At 69.3% G+C, this 16399-nt stretch carries 15 protein-coding genes and 1 tRNA gene; 3 read left to right on the forward strand and 13 right to left on the reverse strand.

The genetic code is table 11. The features are described from left to right. Positions 1–206 precede the first annotated feature (206 nt). Both OZ671_RS13025 and OZ671_RS13030 read left to right on the forward strand, forming a co-directional pair. A complete protein-coding gene (locus tag OZ671_RS13025; RefSeq protein WP_268861146.1) occupies positions 207–1205 on the forward strand; it encodes a glycosyltransferase family 2 protein in 999 nt (332 codons plus the stop codon). Continuing rightward, entirely contained in the window at positions 1202–2269 is a 1068-nt protein-coding gene (locus OZ671_RS13030) for a glycosyltransferase (RefSeq protein WP_268861147.1), read from the forward strand. The genes OZ671_RS13025 and OZ671_RS13030 overlap by 4 nt, the downstream gene beginning before the upstream one ends. A 162-nt stretch (positions 2270–2431) precedes the next feature. Here the strand turns inward: OZ671_RS13030 and OZ671_RS13035 are convergent, their stop codons facing one another. The 8 genes from OZ671_RS13035 to OZ671_RS13070 form a co-directional block, all read right to left on the reverse strand. After that, positions 2432–3880 carry an undecaprenyl-phosphate glucose phosphotransferase gene (locus OZ671_RS13035; RefSeq protein WP_268861148.1) on the reverse strand — a complete coding sequence of 483 codons (1449 nt, stop codon included), beginning with the start codon at positions 3878–3880 and terminating at the stop codon, positions 2432–2434. 165 nt (positions 3881–4045) lie between these two features. After that, positions 4046–5770 carry a serine aminopeptidase domain-containing protein gene (locus OZ671_RS13040; protein WP_268861149.1) on the reverse strand — a complete coding sequence of 575 codons (1725 nt, stop codon included), beginning with the start codon at positions 5768–5770 and terminating at the stop codon, positions 4046–4048. Beyond that, a complete protein-coding gene (locus tag OZ671_RS13045; RefSeq protein WP_268861150.1) occupies positions 5767–8229 on the reverse strand; it encodes a glycoside hydrolase family 2 protein in 2463 nt (820 codons plus the stop codon). The genes OZ671_RS13040 and OZ671_RS13045 overlap by 4 nt, the downstream gene beginning before the upstream one ends. A 9-nt stretch (positions 8230–8238) precedes the next feature. Continuing rightward, positions 8239–9252, reverse strand: a complete 1014-nt coding sequence (locus OZ671_RS13050) for a DUF1839 family protein (RefSeq protein ID WP_268861151.1) — start codon at positions 9250–9252, stop codon at positions 8239–8241. A 2-nt stretch (positions 9253–9254) separates the two neighbouring features. Beyond that, the gene (locus tag OZ671_RS13055) at positions 9255–10163 is read right to left on the reverse strand and encodes an amino acid--[acyl-carrier-protein] ligase (RefSeq protein WP_268861152.1); all 909 of its coding nucleotides are present in this window, start codon (positions 10161–10163) and stop codon (positions 9255–9257) included. A gap of 3 nt (positions 10164–10166) precedes the next feature. Continuing rightward, positions 10167–11351, reverse strand: coding sequence for an acyl-CoA dehydrogenase family protein (locus OZ671_RS13060; protein ID WP_268861153.1), 1185 nt, complete (start codon positions 11349–11351; stop codon positions 10167–10169). 2 nt (positions 11352–11353) lie between these two features. After that, complete coding sequence (locus tag OZ671_RS13065) at positions 11354–11605, reverse strand: acyl carrier protein (protein WP_268861154.1); 252 nt, start codon at positions 11603–11605, stop codon at positions 11354–11356. A 221-nt stretch (positions 11606–11826) separates the two neighbouring features. After that, on the reverse strand, positions 11827–12396 hold the full coding sequence (locus OZ671_RS13070; RefSeq protein ID WP_268861155.1) for a TetR/AcrR family transcriptional regulator: 570 nt from the start codon (positions 12394–12396) through the stop codon (positions 11827–11829). 137 nt (positions 12397–12533) lie between these two features. Between OZ671_RS13070 and OZ671_RS13075 the strand changes: the two genes are divergently transcribed. Then, on the forward strand, positions 12534–13160 hold the full coding sequence (locus tag OZ671_RS13075; RefSeq protein WP_038307606.1) for a glutathione S-transferase C-terminal domain-containing protein: 627 nt from the start codon (positions 12534–12536) through the stop codon (positions 13158–13160). Between the two features lie 104 nt (positions 13161–13264). On the opposite strand, the gene OZ671_RS13080 is transcribed toward OZ671_RS13075, so the two are convergent. The 5 genes from OZ671_RS13080 to OZ671_RS13100 all read right to left on the reverse strand — a co-directional run bounded on the left by OZ671_RS13080 (position 13265) and on the right by OZ671_RS13100 (position 16381). After that, a tRNA-Met gene (locus tag OZ671_RS13080) sits at positions 13265–13341 on the reverse strand. 90 nt (positions 13342–13431) lie between these two features. Then, positions 13432–14079 (reverse strand): Pr6Pr family membrane protein, encoded by a 648-nt coding sequence (locus tag OZ671_RS13085; RefSeq protein ID WP_268861156.1) that lies wholly within the window; start codon positions 14077–14079, stop codon positions 13432–13434. A 19-nt stretch (positions 14080–14098) separates the two neighbouring features. After that, the gene (locus OZ671_RS13090) at positions 14099–14749 is read right to left on the reverse strand and encodes a class I SAM-dependent methyltransferase (protein ID WP_268861157.1); all 651 of its coding nucleotides are present in this window, start codon (positions 14747–14749) and stop codon (positions 14099–14101) included. 159 nt (positions 14750–14908) lie between these two features. Continuing rightward, positions 14909–16108 (reverse strand): low temperature requirement protein A, encoded by a 1200-nt coding sequence (locus OZ671_RS13095; protein ID WP_268861158.1) that lies wholly within the window; start codon positions 16106–16108, stop codon positions 14909–14911. A gap of 12 nt (positions 16109–16120) precedes the next feature. Continuing rightward, entirely contained in the window at positions 16121–16381 is a 261-nt protein-coding gene (locus tag OZ671_RS13100; protein ID WP_268861159.1) for a hypothetical protein, read from the reverse strand. Between the last annotated feature and the right edge of the window lie 18 nt (positions 16382–16399).

The raw sequence follows: 16399 nt of genomic DNA on the forward strand, positions 1-16399 counted from the left end.
ATCCGGCTAGTCAAATCCACTTACGAAGCCGTGATACCAGGCATCTCCGATCGGGAATATGGCGCCGATTGGCGGCAGTTCATCTTTCGTCAAGCAAATCGAAGGCCACGGCGCCGATCTTGCTTTCAGCTTGTCCGGCGCTGCGCCACACCACACTTTTGACCTAGAACGAGACCCGGAGCATGGATCTGTCCTTGGGTGAGACGATGTCTAACGCCGAAGTTGCGCCGGGACGGGAATTCGCGTCCAGCCGAGATCTCGACCGCGGCGGCATCCGGGCGGTGGTCGTCGTGCCGACATTTCGCAGGCCCGACATGTTGGCGGCGACGCTCGCCTCGCTCGGCGGCCAGGTGACCGATACGCCCTTCGCGGTGGTCGTGGTCGAGAACGACGCGGCAGGGCGCGCGGGTGCGAGCGTGGCGCGTGCGGTGTTCGAAGCGGGCTCCTTGGCCGGCTTCTGCATCATCGAGGCGGCCCAGGGCAATGTCCACGCGATCAATGCCGGCTTTGCGGCGGCGCTCGACAGCTTTCCGGCCGCCGACCTGTTCCTGATGATCGACGACGACGAGGTGGCCTCGCCCGGCTGGTTGGACGCCATGGTGTCGGCGGCCGAGCGCGAGGCAGCCGATGTCGTCGGCGGGCCGGTCGTGCCGCGCTTCGCCGTGGGAGCGCCAGCGCTGATGGCACGCCACCCGGTATTCTGGCCGGCCTACGATGCGAGCGGCCCGGTGGCGATGATCTACGGCAGCGGCAACTGCCTGATGCGCCGGAAAGTCTTCGATCTGCTGGGGCGGCCGGCCTTCGATCCGCGCTTCAATTTCCTCGGTGGCGGCGACATGGACTTCTTCACCCGCTGCCGCAATGCCGGGTTCCGTTCGTACTGGGCGGCCGAGGCGCTGATCACCGAGACCGTGCCGGCCGAGCGCGCGCGCGTCTCCTGGATCCTCAAGCGCGGCCTGCGCATCGGGGCGATCAACCGGGCGGTCGACCGCAAGAACGCGCCCGGACCGGCGGGCGCAGCGAAAATCCTCGCCAAGGACCTCGCTATCCTGCCGCTGTCGCTGCTGCGCGCCCTGCGTGACCTTGTCCGGACCGGCAATCCGCTGGTCGCGACGCACCAGCTTGCGGTGGCCGCAGGCCGGATCGGCGGCATTTTCGGCAAGGAACCGGAGCCCTATCGCGCCGACCGGATCCTGCCGGCATGAGTGCGCAGGCGGAGCAGCGCATGCTGATGCTGATATCCGATGCCGCGGCGACCTGCGGCGTCGAGGCCTTCGCCCGTCACCTCGCGGCGACCGCCGGACCGCGGGCCGCGACCCATGTTCTCGATCATGATGCCGCCGGCCTGCGCAGGGCGCTTGCGAGCGCCGATGCGCTGGTGATCAACCTGCCGGTGGTCGCCTGGAAGAAGAAGCTGGCCGAGCCGGTCATCGCCGCCGGCATCGCGCGGTCGGGCGGGCGCGGGCTCGTCCTCGTCCTGCACGAATGGGCCGATCTCGACTGGAAGCGGCGGGCGAGCTACGCGCCCCTTCTGCCGCTGGCGACCGCCGTCCTGTTCTCGTCGCCGGAAGTGGCGCGCCAGTTCGCCGCAAGCCCGCTGTCGCGGCTGACGACCGGGCGGCGCGGCATCGTGCCGATCCCGCCGAACCTGATCCGTCCCGCGGCGACGGCGCCAACGCCAGCCGCGGCGACGCTCGCCGCCGCGCGCGAGCAGGGACGGCTGATCATCGGCCATTTCGGCTCGATCTATCCGAAAAAGCAGTCGACCATCGTGCTCGATGTCGCCGCCAGGCTGCGGGAGCGCGGCGAAGACCCGTTCCTCGCCTTCATCGGTTCCTTCGTGAAGGGCAGCGACCAGGTCGAGACCGACTTCAGGGCGCGCGCTGAAACCCTGGGCCTTGCCGACCGCGTGCTGGTCACGGGTTATGTCGCGACCGATGCAGAAGTGTTCGGCCTGTTCGATCAAGTCGACGTTTTTCTCTACGCCTTTGCCGAAGGCCTGACCTCGCGCCGCGCGAGCGTCCTGGCGGCGGCGGCCTCCGGCCGTCCCGTGGTGGTCAATGCGCCGCGCGAACCGGGAGCCTTCGAGCACCACCCGACGTACCGGCGTCTCATCGACGCAGGCAGGCTGGTGATGGTGCCGACCGAAGCTTCGGTCGATGCGCTCGCCGATGCAGTGCTGGCCTCGCGCGGCGCCGCGCCGCTGCCGGGCGCCGTCGACGCCGCGACGGCCTGGCGCGAGGCCCTGACCGCGGTCGACACGGTCTGAAGCACGCGCCGGTTTTCGCCCGCGGCTCCGGAAATCCTCCATAAGCTTCGCACCCGCGCCGCTGCGCGGGACGGCCCTGAAAGCAGACAATCCCGGCCGTGGCTGCGGCCGGGATTGTGTCGCCGTGAGGAAAGGTTCAGGGCCTTGCCGGCCGGCCGGCGCCTAGAAGGCGTTGTCGTAGGCCTTTTTCGAGAAGACCGTGCGGATGATGATCTCGATGTCGAGCAGGATCGACCAGTTGTCGATGTAGTAGAGGTCGTGCTCGACGCGGGCCTGCATCTTCTCGACCGTGTCGGTCTCGCCCCGCAGGCCGTGCACCTGCGCCCAGCCGGTAATGCCCGGTTTGACGTTGTGGCGGCGCGCATAGAGCCTGATGCGGCCATCGTCGAACTGCCGGTCATGGGCGATCGCATGCGGGCGTGGGCCGACCAGCGACATCTGGCCGTAGAGCACGTTGATGATCTGCGGCAGCTCGTCGAGATTCCAGCGCCTCAGGAAGCGGCCGACGCGGGTGACGCGCTGGTCGTTGCGGGTCGCCTGCCGGATCACGTCGCCGTCGTCGGCCACGGTCATCGAGCGGAATTTCAGGATCGAAAAGGCCTCCTGGTTGAAGCCGAGGCGGCGCTGCCGGAACAGGGCCGGGCCGGGGCTGTCGATCTTGATGGCGAGCGCGATCAGAAGCAGCAGCGGGGCGAACAGCACCAGCGCGATCGAAGCCAGCGCGATATCGAGCGCCCGCTTCAGCATCACTTCGCCTGCCGACAGAGGCGGACGGCCGAGCTGCAGGCTGGCAATGCCGCCGGTCTTGGCGATGCGGACCTCGTCGAACCGGTCGAAGATGCGTTCCGGGCCGAGATGGACGGTGACCGGCATGCGCATGAAGGCGTCGATCAGCCGGTCGATCGTGGCGGTCTGCGACCAGGGCACGATGATCAGCACGTCGTCGAGCTGCATGTGCCGCGCCTGGGCGACGATCCGCGCGATGTCGCCCCGGCTCGGCTCGCCCGAGCGTTCCGACGTCAGGAGGCCCGTCCCGGCAATGTGCATGCCGGCATTCCAGGGCTGGTAGCGCATGGCGAAGGCGGTCACGTCGCTCTCCCGGCCGACCAGCAGAACGCGGCGCGCCTGGATCAGGCCGATCTTGGAGCCGAGGGTCATCAGCCGGCTGACCAGCCGGCGCGTGCCGAGCAGGACCGGAATGCCGACGACGAAGGTGGAGATGACCGCGACGCGCGAGAGGCCTTCGCTGGTCTTGGTGGCAAAGGCGAAGGCCATGAGCGTCAGGAAGGTGGTCGCCCACAGTGTCAGGGCCGTGCCGACCTTCTGCTCGCCGGCAATGTAGTTGCCGATCTGATATTGCCCGCGCACCACATTGAGCATGACGAACAGGCTGGCGAGCATCATGGCGAGATCGACCTGGGCACGCGACGACCACCAGTCGTCGGCGCCGAGCCGGTTGTAGGCGAGCGAGATCGCGAACGAGGTGGCGGCGATGACGATCCAGTCCGCGGCGGCGGTTGCGACCCGCATGGCAAGGCGCGTCCAGGCATATCCACCGCGTGCGCGTCTTGCGACGACGCCCAGGGGCAGATCGAGATCCTTCATCGTCATCGGTCAGGCTCTTCGGCTCGGGTCCGCGATCCCGCCCCGGTACCGGCGCTATGCGCCGTCCCGTTTCGGGACGCCTCATTTGGCTTCCGCACAGGACAAGCAGAAGCCGTGCCGAGGCATGAGCGAGCGAAACGGTGCGGTTGACGGGCTGGCCGGGCCGGCCGATCAGGGCTTCGAGCCGGTGTCCTGCGCGGATTCGCGCCAGCTCCGGGCAGCGGCGAGCGTGCGGACGAACAGCGCCTCGCGCGCGGCTGCCGGCGTCAGATCGTGATCCGTATCGGGAATGGTGCCGAACCGGACCCGACGCATCCGGCCGAGATGCCGACCGCGCGCACCGAAATGGCGCGCGAGCTCCTCGAGGCCGGCATCGTCGTCGCTGTAGACGAGATCCACCGGCACCTTGCGCTGGTCGAGCCTGGCCATCAAGGCGCGCGCCGCGCGCGTTTCGGCCGAGGGCACGAAGCCACGCGCCCGCGCGAGAAGCCGGCGGGCGAATTCGGTGATCAGCGGCACCAGCGAGCGCTCGCCGCTCAGCACCTTGGACCAGGCCTTGAGGTCCCAGAGCTTGGAGACGTAGCTCGACGCGACGGCGTAGCTGGAGGCGATCGCCTGCTCGACCGTCTCGCCCTCCCGCCAGACGAAACGCTGGATATTGACCAGCACCAGGCCTTGGACACGGGCATCGGTGGCCGCGCTGTGGAGGGCGAGATGCGCGCCGCTGCAGGCGCCCATGAGCGCGATGCGCGGATAGCCGTTCGCTTCCAGCCAATCGAGCGCCGCGCTCACGTCGCCGACGAGGTCGGGGTGATAGAGCACCTGGTCGAGCGTATCGGCGGCGCCTGGGCGATCAGCGCCGTCGCCGACGCCGCCGACATCCATGCGGAAGCTCGCAATGCCTTCGCCGGCCAGCCGCCGGGCCAGGGTGACCGCGCCGCGGGCCCAGCCGATATGCGGGTTGCGGCCGGCATTGACGATCAGCAGCATCGGGCCGGCATCGCCCGCCGTCGGCCGGCAGGCGACGCCGAACAGCCGGTTCTGCGGACCGAACGTCACGGCCTCCTCGATAAAATCGCGGCCTTGCAGCCTGGCCGGTGGTGCCGTCGCGGCCGTCGTCCGGTCGCGGCGGGGCAGGGCATCGACCCAGGTGCAGCACCGCGCGATCACCGCGCCCGGCGTCACCGCGACGGTCGGGCTGAGCCCGATCGCCTCGAAGCCTATGGCCTCCTCCGCCGTCACCGAATCGTCGCTCCAGGCCTTGCCGAGGGCGGCGGCATCGAGCACGCCCTTGCGGTGGAGCACCAGGACGGGGGCCGGCGGCGGCGGCAGCTTCGCCAGGTCGAGCGATTTGAGCCCGTCGAGCGTCGAAGCGCTGGTCAGCAGCCCGCCGATGCTGAGCCCGGCCGGCGTCGAGGTCGCTTCCGGGTCGAGCCGGGCCCCCTCCGCAACAGCGCGGGCCGTGATCATCAGCTCGCGGCCATAGCTGCGGCCGCGCATGACCGGATCCAGCAGGACGAGGCCGGCGAGATCGGCAACGGCCGGCGCGGCGCGCGCGGCGAGGAGCGCGCCGAGACGCAGGCCGACGAGAACGATGCCGGTCACCCCGGCATGGACGGCAAGCTGGCGCGCCGCACCGGCAATGCTGTCCGTCCAGGCGTCCAGGCGGTCCGGATCGGTGTCGGCGCCAAGTGAATCGCCCGTTCCCGGCAGGTCGAAGCGCAGCGCCGCATGGCCGTGCGCGGCCAGGGCCTCGGCCAGAAGCCGGAGGCTCTTGGCGGCGGCCAGGGCCTCGAGGCCGTGCGGCGGCACGATCACCACGCCGAGGCCGGAGGCCTTGGCCGGCTCGGCCGGATGGAGCCGGGCCATCACGCCGTCGAAGACGAGGGGGATCATGAAACATCCCCATAAGCGACGGGGTGGCTATTGAGCGCGCTGACGCGCCCGCGTGGGCGCTCGCCGCCGGGACCGGGCCGGAGCGGGACGATGCGCGTCTCGCCCGGCGCGAGGCAGAAGCCCTGGTCGGCGGCATGGCCGGTCTCGTCGTCGATGGTCACGAAACGGGCAAAACGGGCGGCGGAAATACCGAGCGCGGGGCGTCCGGCAAGGGTCGTCACCGCAGCGGCGAGGCCGATGTCGCGCGGCGCCGCCGCACGGCCGGGCAGCACGTGCGTCGCCTCGGCGACCAGGTGCCCGGCCGCGTCGGTCAGCCGCGCGATCGTCGCGTCGTGGGCCGCCGGGCCGAACCGATAGGCGCGGGTCGTGTCGAAGAAGCGCCCGATCAGCGCATCGCTCGCAAGGCTCTGGGCGCTGCGCGGCGCGAGCTGCACCGGGCGCTCGACGCGCACCAGGGGATGGGGCGTCTCGCCATAGCAGGCCAGGCTCAGGATCAGATCCCGCGCTGTCGTGGTCTCGTTGACGAGATGAATGCCGAAACCGTTGAGGCCTTCGTCGGTCAGGCCGACATGGACGGAGCCGAAGGCGCGCTTCAGGGCGAAATAGGTGGCCTTCGGTTCGCCGGCCGCGTCGATGACGCCCCAGCCGACGCCGGGGGCGAGATCGTTCAGAAACCAGACGAGGCCGCCGGCCGCCGTCGAGCCCGCCCGCCGCCACTCGGCGAAGACCTGTTCCATCAACTCGGCCGGCGCGGCGCGGCCGAGCGCGAGATAGCGTTCGGGATCCGCGGTGCGCAGCAGCGCGGGATCGACGCCGGCGAGCAGGCCGGCATAGTGGTCGCGGGTATCCTCGAAATCCCAGGAGGCACCAGCATCGCGCGGAACGCCGGCCTTCCAGGCGGCATCGTTGGGATCGTTCACCGTCATCGCGCGGAGCCGGGCCGGGCTCGGCACATTGGCGAAGGCGAGGCATTCCGACGCGAAGCGGACCTCGGCGCGGCGGACATCCTCGATCGGCCGCAGGTAGGCTCCCGCCCCGAAATAGTGCGTGACGCCCTCATTGGTGCAGAAGGGCAGGGCTCCACCCCAGGGCGTATGCGGGACATAGACCGCGTCAGGCAGGCGATCGGCGGCAAGCCGTGCCAGGATGTCCTCGAACAGCGGATTGGCGGCCTGACTGGGCGTCAGGCCGAGCATCACCGCCTGCTGCGCCATTTCGCTGCCGCCGCAGATCACCGCCGTGGACGGCGCGGCCTCGATCCGGTCGAACATCTGGCGGGCTTCGGCTTCCACCAGCGCCACGAAGGTCGGGTCGGATGCGGGATAGTCGAAATTGGCGAAGGGCAGATCGTGCCAGACGAGGATGCCGGCCGCGTCGCAGGCGTCGTGAAAAGCCTGTGGCGGCGGTGTCGTCGTCCCGGAGATCCGCAGCATGTTCATGCCGGCCTCGCGCGCGAGGCGGACCAGCGGCAGCGGGTCGGCCGTGCCCGGCGCTGCCGGGTCGGGCGGCATGTAGGAGGCGCCGCGGCAGAAGACCGGCTCGCCGTTGACGCGCAGGGCAAAGCCCTTGCCGTCGGCGCCGCGGTCGCATTCGAGCGTGCGGAAGCCGACGCGGCCGAGATCGACGTCGACCGTCCCGACGCGGATCGCGGCGGCATGCAGGGCCGGCTCGCCGTGGCTATGGGGCCACCAGGGTGCGATATCGTCGAGGATGAGCCGGCCGGCGAAGCGGTCCGGCGCGGCGGGCGCGAGCGCGACGCTGGCCCCGGCACAGTGGAGCGCGACGGGGCCGGCCACCGGCCGATCGAACCGGATCTCCGCGTCGAGCAGGCCGCGCGTGCCCTCGAGGCGCGGACGCAGGCCGACATGGGTCACGGTGAACGGCGCGCGCCGCGCCGTCAGGGTCACCGGGCGCCAGGGGCCGACGATCGCGACCGGCGGCGCCCAGCCCGGCATGTGGCCGAGCGGCGTCGTGCGGACGAGCCGCAGGGTGCCCGGCGTGATCATCATCGGCCGCCAGCGGGCGCGCGGGCCCTTGACGCTCGCGAGCACCGGGTTCAGCGCCTTGAAGCGGATGGCGAGACGGTGCCGGCCGGTGGCGGTGAAGGCGATGTCGTGGCCGACGAACATCGACTGCGAGGCGACGACCAGCGCGCCATCGAGGAAGACCTCGGCGAGACTCGCCAGGCCCTCGAACCGCAGGCTCTGCGGGCCGGTCGCCTCGAAGCTGGTGCGGTACCAGACATCGACGTCGTGCAGCGCGCCCGGGCTGTCGAGCGACCAGCGGCCGAGGGCGCGCAGCGCCTCGGCGGCCGTGCCTGGCACGATGGCCGGCAGCCATTCGGCGAGGCGATCGGCAGCATCGGGCGTCAAGGCTGCATCGGGCGCGCAGAGGGCCAGTGTCCAGCCGGACGTCAGCGCGGCGACGTCGTCGCCGGATATGCTGCGGATGAGCGCCATGCCCCGGCCTTAGGGCACGCTGGCCGGCAGGCCGGCGCCCGTCGATCCGGCAAGCCCGAGCGGGCCGGCGACGGCGGCGACGAACCGGTCATGATCGCGCGCTATGGCGTCGAGCGCCGGGTCGAGAGCGTCGAAGCGCTTGCGCGCCAGGGCTCGCGCCAGAAGGAACTGGAAGGTCTTGGCGCCGGTCGTCATCTGCTCGCACAGCGCGATCGCCGGCGCGAGGCCGTCGACGCCCTGCTCGCCGAGCCAGGCGAGATGCGCGCCGGCCAGCGCGATATTGGCCCCGAACTGGCGGGCCGTGTTGAAGGCGTAGGGGTGGAACGAACAGGGCGGTTCGCTCGCCAGCCAGTCGAGATGGGCCGGCAGCGCGGCACGGTAGGCATCGACCGGATTGGCGGCCGGCCGGCGCGCCCAATGGCCGGCAAGGCGTTCGAGCGCCGCCTCGCGCAGGGCGGCGCCGCTCAGTCCGTCGCCGATCACCTTGACGAATTCGACATAGGGCGGCAGCACCGGCCGCGGCACCGAGCCATAGCCGAAGAGCGCCTCGACATCGGCGCCCTCGGCTTCGAAATAGCCGGCATTGTGGAAATAGCCGAGCCGAGCCGGCGCCCGTTCGAACAGGTTGACCGCAATGGTCGTCTTGGAATGGTCGACGCCATAGGTGACGCCGCGGGTATCGGCGAGGTGATGGGCATCGACCTCGACCAGGACGAGACGGCCGCGGGCGACCTGCGCCTCGATATGGTCGACCAGCGGGCCGTAGATCGACAGTTCCTGCACGTCGAGACCGAACAGGGTTTCGAGATCACCCGTCGCCATCTTGAAGAAGGTGAACTGGTCGCCCTCGAAATCCTGCGCCAGGGTCATGCCGAGGCCGGCGGCCGGCTCGCGGCCGAGCGAATGCAGGAGCTCGATGAACAGGTCGGTATGGCAATTGGTTTCCGGCCAGTGATTGGCCGGATCGTGCAGGCGGTGGCGCTGGTAGGTGGCCGCCTGGATCGAGGGCAGGACCTGAGCCATGCTCAGCCCCAGAGCGCCTTGCGCACGGAAGCCGGCCAGGCCTCGACGTCGGTGCCGTGATGCTTGAGCAGGGCGAGGATCACCCGCTCGTGGCCGAAGCCGACGCAGGCGGTGTGGGCGGTCTCGCCGCCTTCGGCGCTGAGCTCGAAGGTCTTGCCGAAATGATCCTGATGATAGTTGAAGCTGAGACAGGCCGTGGGCTTCTCCTCGCTCTCGATGGGGATCAGCAGCTCGAACTTCAGGCGCTGGTCGCGCTGGTTGACCGCCAGCATCTTGCCGGTGCGGCCGAAGAACGGGTCGTTGGCGACGTCGACGGCGAAGGGCAGGCCGAGCTCGGCGATCAGCTTCTGCCCGCGCTCCAGCCAGTCGGCACGGAAGGCGGTGACCTGGTCGGGCGTGCCCATGCGGACGAATTCGCGCATGCGGAACATCTGCTGGCGCGCCGGATCGCGCGAGGGCTCGTGGCGGAAGCAGTAGGAGAGGAGGTCGAACAGCCGGCCTTCGGGCGGCAGCGGGCCGCGCTTGGCGGCGGCCGGATAGAGCGGATAGCAGGCGGCCGGCGTCAGCACGACCTCGCTCGCCGTCTGTCCCTTGGTCCAGTCGCCCTTGCTCTCGATGGTCTGCAGCAGGTCGACATGGGCGGCGTTGTCGCCGTGGAAGCAGTGGATGGTGCCGGCGAGCTGCGGGAAGCTCTTCATGTAGCCCGAGCGCTCGAACACCGTCCGGCTCATGGCCGGCGGGAAGCGCACGACCTCGGCCTTGTCGTTGCCGGCATAGCGCGTGACGAGATTCTGGAAACCGTCGCCGATCGCCTCGAAGACGCCCGAGCGGCCGTAGAGGCCGTCGACGCCCGTCTCGATCAACAGGCCCTTGTCGAACAGTTCATCGAGAAATCCGGTAGTGGCCTGCATGGGTCAGCCCTCGAGATCGGCGTCGAGCCGGGACATCAGCAACATGGTGGCGGTGTTCGCCAGGATGCGGTCGTTGGCGATCATCAGCGGCGCCGACAGGATGTCGCGCAGATGGCGCCCGACCGCGAACGGCGTGTCGTTCTTGTAGCCCTGGATGCCGATGATGGTCAGGGCTTCCTGGACGATGGCCACGGCCTTTTCGGAGGCCTGCACCTTCACCGCGTTCATGGCGATGGCGAAGGCCATGGTGTTCAGTTCGTCGTCGTCGCGGCGGGCGCGCTCGAACCGGGCGATGCCGTCGCGGACCAGGGCCTTGAGGCTGGCCAGTTCGGCGGCTGCCGCGGCGAGCCGGGCCGCGCCAGGAGGCGCGACGGTCGGCGCCTTGCGGGCGGCGGCGCGCACGAAGTTCTGGGCCTTGGCGAGCGCGCCGGCGGCGATGCCGAACCAGAGGCTCGACCAGAACAGATGAGAGCTTGCCAGCATGCTCTGCGCGGCGATTTCGGCGAAGGGCTTGGGGAAGACCTGGGCGGCGGGCACGCGCGCCCTGAGCTTGAAGCCGTGCGAGGTGGTGCCGCGCATGCCGAGCGTGTCCCAGGTCGAGGTCTGGGTCAGGTCCGCCTGGGCACGCTCGATGGCGACCAGGACCTGGTCGGAGGAGGCGGCATCCGGCGCCCGGCGGGCGGTCGCCAGGATGGCGTCGGCGTCCAGCGCATAGGAGATGACGATGGCGTCCTTCTCCAGGGTCACATGGTCGCCGTCGGGCACGATCGAGCAGACCGAATTGCGCAGGTCGCCGCCGATGCCGGCCTCGGAGGTCGAGGAGGCGAGCAGCAGCTGGTCGCGCGAGAGACGGGCCATGAAGTCACGGTGCCAGGCGCTGTTCGCGCCGTGATGGACGAGGCTGGCGGTCTTGATCTGATGCATCGCAAAGACCATTCCCGCGGAGGCACAAGCCGTTCCCAGAATGGTGCAGAGCTCGGCGATCTCGGCAAAGCCGGCGCCTTCGCCGCCGCAGTCGCGCGGCACCATGATGCCGAGCAGCCGCTCGCTGCGCAGCGCATCGACCGCCTCGCGCGGGAAACGGGCGTCGCGATCGACCTGGCCGGCGGCGGCCGCCGCGACCGTCGCCACGCGCTTCATGCGGGCTGCCAGCGTCGTGGCGCCGTCGGCTGCGGGCGCGTCGGCCATGGTCAGCTCTCCGCGCGCTCGGCGACGAGCTCGTCCAGCGCGGCGCTGATCGAGGCGACCGAAGAGAACAGCTTGCGGTTCAGCATGCGCTCGGGAAATTCGACGTCGAACGCTTCCTCCAGGGCCAGCATGAGCTGGACCGAGCCGAAAGAGGTCATGCCGGCCTCATAGAGGTCGGCGGTGTCGGTCAGGCTGTCGATGCCGGCGGGCAACTCGACCGTCTTGGCGATGATGCTGCGGATCTGTGATGTCATGTCGGACGGCCCCCTTCGAGCCCATCCCCGCTGTCCGGGGATCACTGGGCGCAATTTTAGCGATCAATCACTTAACGATTGCACGTATGGTTCATCCATCCGCGCTCTTTCGAGCCGTCGGTCGTCCGATGTAATTCACACGGTAAACGTGGGATCCCGCCGGAAGACAAACTGGCCCAAAAAGAGACAGTGCCATCGTCTTACCGCAAGAACAGCAATCGTCATGCCGGAGCCGGGGCGGATCCCAGCACCAGCGGTATGACCGAGAGGGCGAAGGCGGTCAGCTCCTCACTGGTCGCACCCAGGCGTGCGCGCACGGCCAGCGTGTCGAAGAAGGCTCCGCATAGCCGGGCGCGGACGGCGGGCGGTGGATCGGCGGCGATCTCGCCCGCGCCGACAGCTCGCGCGAAGGCTCGTTCCAGCGCCGCCTCGTTGCCGGCGAAGAAGGCGGCACCCGCCTGGCCGATGGCCGGGTGGGTCGGGGCTTCCACCGAAGCGGTGCCGACGATCATGCAGCCCTGCGGCCGGGGCGGCGCCGTATAGGCGGCGACGGTGACGCGGAAGAGCTTGGTGAGGCGCTGGTCGAGCGGCTGGTCGGCGGCCATGATCCTGTCGATTGCCGCCGCAGTCTGCCGGCCATAGTCGGCGATCACCTTGAGATAGAGATCCTCCTTGTTGCCGAAAGCGGCATAGAGGCTCGGCCGGTTGAGACCGGCGGCCTTCGCGAGATCGTCGAGCGAGGCGGCCGAAAAGCCCTTTTCGAGAAATACCCTGCGGACCCGTTCCAGCACATCGGCCTCGCTGAACGAGCGCGGGCGTCCGGGCGCGCGGCGGGGTTGTTTTGTACCGTCTTGCATAAAATCATTTGACACGAGGGCTGTGGATCCGTCTATTTATGTACCGTTTCGCATAAAACAAAGAGGATGCCATGCACCTTTACGCCGCACCGATGGCCTGTTCGCTTGCCGCGCATATCGCCATCCTCGAAGCCGGATTGCCGGTCACCGTGCATTATATCGACAACCAGGCCAAGCGGACCGACGATGGCCGGGACTATTGGACCATTTCGCCCAACGGCTATGTGCCGGCGCTGGCCCTGCCCGATGGAGCGGTGCTGAACGAAGGCCCGTCCGTGCTGCAGTTCCTCGCCGACCAGAAGCCGGAGACGGGGCTTGCCCCGGCCTGGGGCACGCTCGCGCGCTATCAGCTCATCGATACGCTGAACTACCTCTCGACCGAGGTGCACAAGCGCGTCTTCAGCGTCCTGCTGACGGCCAAGTCGCCACCCGAGGCGAAGGAGCGGGCCAGGACGCTGCTGGAGCCGACGCTGGAGGCGATCACCCGGCGGCTGGGCGGCCGCCCGTTCCTGCTCGGCGACCGCTTCACCGTCGCCGACGCCTATCTGGTGGTGCTGCTCAACTGGTTCCGCCATGTCGGCACGGACCTGCGCCGCTGGCCGGATCTCGCCGCCTATCATAAGCGGCAGCTCGAACGGCCGACGGTCGCCCAGGCGGTGGCCGAGGAATGGGCGGAGTTCCAGCGCCGGGCGGCGTGATCACCGCGCAGGCTGCGATGGGCCGTGCCGGCCGCCGGACAAGGGCGGCTTGCATGGCCTAATGCTTTTGGACCACGGCCAAAGACCTGAATTGTCGGGAAGTTTGGTAGCGGGAGGCAGAGTCGAACTGCCGACCTCAGGGTTATGAATCCTGCGCTCTCACCAACTGAGCTACCCCGCCCCAAAGAGGCTGTCCGAAGCGCCGAAGCGATCCGGAGAGCGCGGATATAGTGCCCGATCCGAAGGGGTGTCAAGGCGTCCGAGGCAAAGCTCAGCGCGCTCGTCCACCGATCGTGCGGTCGAGGGCGACCAGGACGAGGCCGAGGCCGAGAAAGGTGGCGGTGAGGATGACGGCGTTGCGCAGCACCGCGGCATAGCCGAGCGCGTCGGCGTTCAGGAACGGATAGGCCCACCAGCCGGTGGTGGCGCCCCGCAGCAGCGCATAGACGAAATAGGCGAGGGGGAAGGCGAGCCAGGTGACGGGATCGCGCCAGGCAAGGCCGCCCTTCGGCACGAAGACGAACCAGAAGGCGACGACGAGCAGCGGCACGACATCGTGCAGTCCCGCATCGGCCAGCTTCTGCCAGCCCTCCGGGCTCCAGAGGGCACGCAGGACGAGCGAATAGACGATGCCGACAATGGCGATGAACAGGGTGGCGGCGCCGATCAGCGACGCGCCGACCGCGCGCCCGGCCGCGACCGCCGTCAGGGTCGTCGCGACGACCAGGTTGGTCAGGATGGTGAAATAGCCGGCCAGGAGGACGAGCCCGTCGAGCACCGAGCCGCCGCCGCGCCTGACGAGGCCGATCGTGAGGGCCGCCTGCAGGGCGAGCGCCGACCACCCGGCGAGCGCGATGACCGCGGCCGCAATCCGGCCGGCCGGGCCGAAGGCATGGTAGCGGGGAGCCGTCTCGCTCATGCGGCAGCCTGGCGTCTCGTCAGCCGGCCGAGGCCCGGGGACCGCCGTCCTTGCGGAAGCGGACCAGGGTGAACAGGCCGCCGAAGCCGGCCGACCGCTTCTCGATGACGCTCAGCTCCTTTTCGCCGGTCACCCGCGCGAAAGGAAAGTCGGGATGCCAGCCGAGCTTGTCGCCGAACGGCGCGGCGGCCTTCTCGATCAGGGCGCGAATGCCGCCCTCGGCCGCGAAATGGTTGACCAGGATGACCTCGCCGCCCGGCTTGCAGACGCGGTTGAGCTCACGCATCACGCCTTCGGGGTCGGGCACGACGGTGATCAGGTACATCGCCACGACGCAGTCGAAGGAGGCGTCGGCGAAGGCGAGGCGCCCGGCATCCATCTGCAGGATGCCCTCGACGTGGCTGAGGCCGTCGTCGACCCGCTTGCGCGCGATCTTCAGCATGTCGAAGGACAGATCGAAGCCGATCACCCGGCAGCCGCTGCCATAATCGGGCAGGGCGATGCCGGTGCCGACCCCGACCTCCAGGATGCGGCCGCCGACCCTGGTTGCCGCCGCCACTGCCGCCTTGCGGCCGGTCACCGTGATCGAGCCGAACAGCGCATCGTAGATCGGCGCCCAGCGGGCATAGGCCTTCTGGATCGATTGGGTGTCGAGTTCTGCTGCAGCCATCAGGGCTCCGGCCAATGTCGCGGTTTTCGCGTCCACTCATATCGGTATCGGGCGCGGGAGTGAACGCCGAAATCGGAGCCATGGCCGAAACCGCGACGGGGGCAGCATGGCGAGGCGCGCAGGCCGTGCCGCGGCCGGCGCGCCTTGACGGCGGTCCGGTCAGTGCGCCGCCGGCTGTTCGCCGGCACCGAGCCGGCGCTGCCGCAGGATCCGGCCCTCCCAGTAGCCGACCGCCAGCATGACGATGGTGGTCAGCCAGCCGACCGCGAGCAGGTCGAGGGTGAGTGCGATCGGGATCAGGATGAGCAGCGCCGCGACGCCGGCCATGTGGGAGGCCGGCACCACGCCATAGACCACCTTCTTGTAGATCGCGCTGCCGAGCAGGTAGATCGCCGGGCCGGCCGAGAGGATGAGGGCATAGGCCGTCTTCACCGGGTCGTGCGGGTGGGCCAGCACGAGATCGTTGCCCACCGCGGTCGCGATGATGCCGCCGAGCAGGATGACGTGAATATAGTGGAAATAGGCGCCGATCCGGCCGGGATCGTCGGAATGGGTGATCCGGTCGGTGGCGTCCTTGCTCGACGTGCCGAAATAGAGCCACCACATGGCGAGGGTGCCGAGGAAGGTCGCCAGCAGGGCCGACAGGACCGGCGCGTTCCACGTGCCGGCCTTGGCGAGCGTCGCGCCGGTCGCCAGCAGCGTTTCGCCGAGCGCGACGATCACGAACAGCTGGCAGCGCTCCGCGAGGTGCCCACCCTCGATCGTCCAGTCGCTGGTCCTGGAGCGGCCGAGGCCGGGGAGCGGAAAGCCGAACATCGGGGAGAGATATTCGCAGGCGATGGCGATGGTCCAGAGACCGGCGCGGACCCAGTGGTCGGCAAGGCCGCCGGCAATCCAGAACACGCCGGCGATCGCGAGCCAGCCCAGCATGCGCCGGTAGTTGGCGGCCAGCGGATGGTCCGAGCCGAGCTCCCAGACGATATAGGCCGTCCGACCGACCTGCATCGCGACATAGGCGAGGGCGAAGACGAGGCCGCGCTCGCCGAATGCGCCGGGGAGGGCGGCGGCCATGACGAGGCCGAGCAGCATCACCGCGAAGATCAGCCCGCGGATGCGCGGCGTTTCCGGATCGAACCAGTTGGTGACCCAGCAGGTATATTGCCAGCCGAGCCAGACCGCGAACCACAGGATGAGCGTCTCGGCGACGCCCGTGACGGTCAGGTTGGTCAGCAGCTCGTGGCTGAGCTGGGTGACGGCGAAGACATAGACGAGGTCGAAGAACAGCTCTTCGAAGGTGACGCGGGCATGGTGGCCGTCGCGGCGCCGCAGCAGCGGGTGGTGGGCAGGCTGGTCCGTCATCGGCGGCAGGCCTTATCGTGCCAGGCGCCAGAGCGCGCCGCCGGCGATCGCGGCTGGGATGAGGAAGACGATGAGCAGGATCGGCAGTTCCTCGCGGACAGAATAGCCGGCGCGTGCCACGCCGACCCACATATTGGCGAGCGAGACGGCCAGCCAGACCGGGACGAAGGCCTTCGCGGCCAGGGCATAGGCGGGTTCGGAACCACCCCAGAGCTTGCCGAAGAGCAAGAACAGGCCGAGCAGGACGAGCCCCGCGCCAATCACCATCGCCATATGCATAGGCAGCCGCCT

The sequence above is a fragment of the Phreatobacter sp. AB_2022a genome, from assembly GCF_026847585.1.
Taxonomy (GTDB): domain Bacteria; phylum Pseudomonadota; class Alphaproteobacteria; order Rhizobiales; family Phreatobacteraceae; genus Phreatobacter.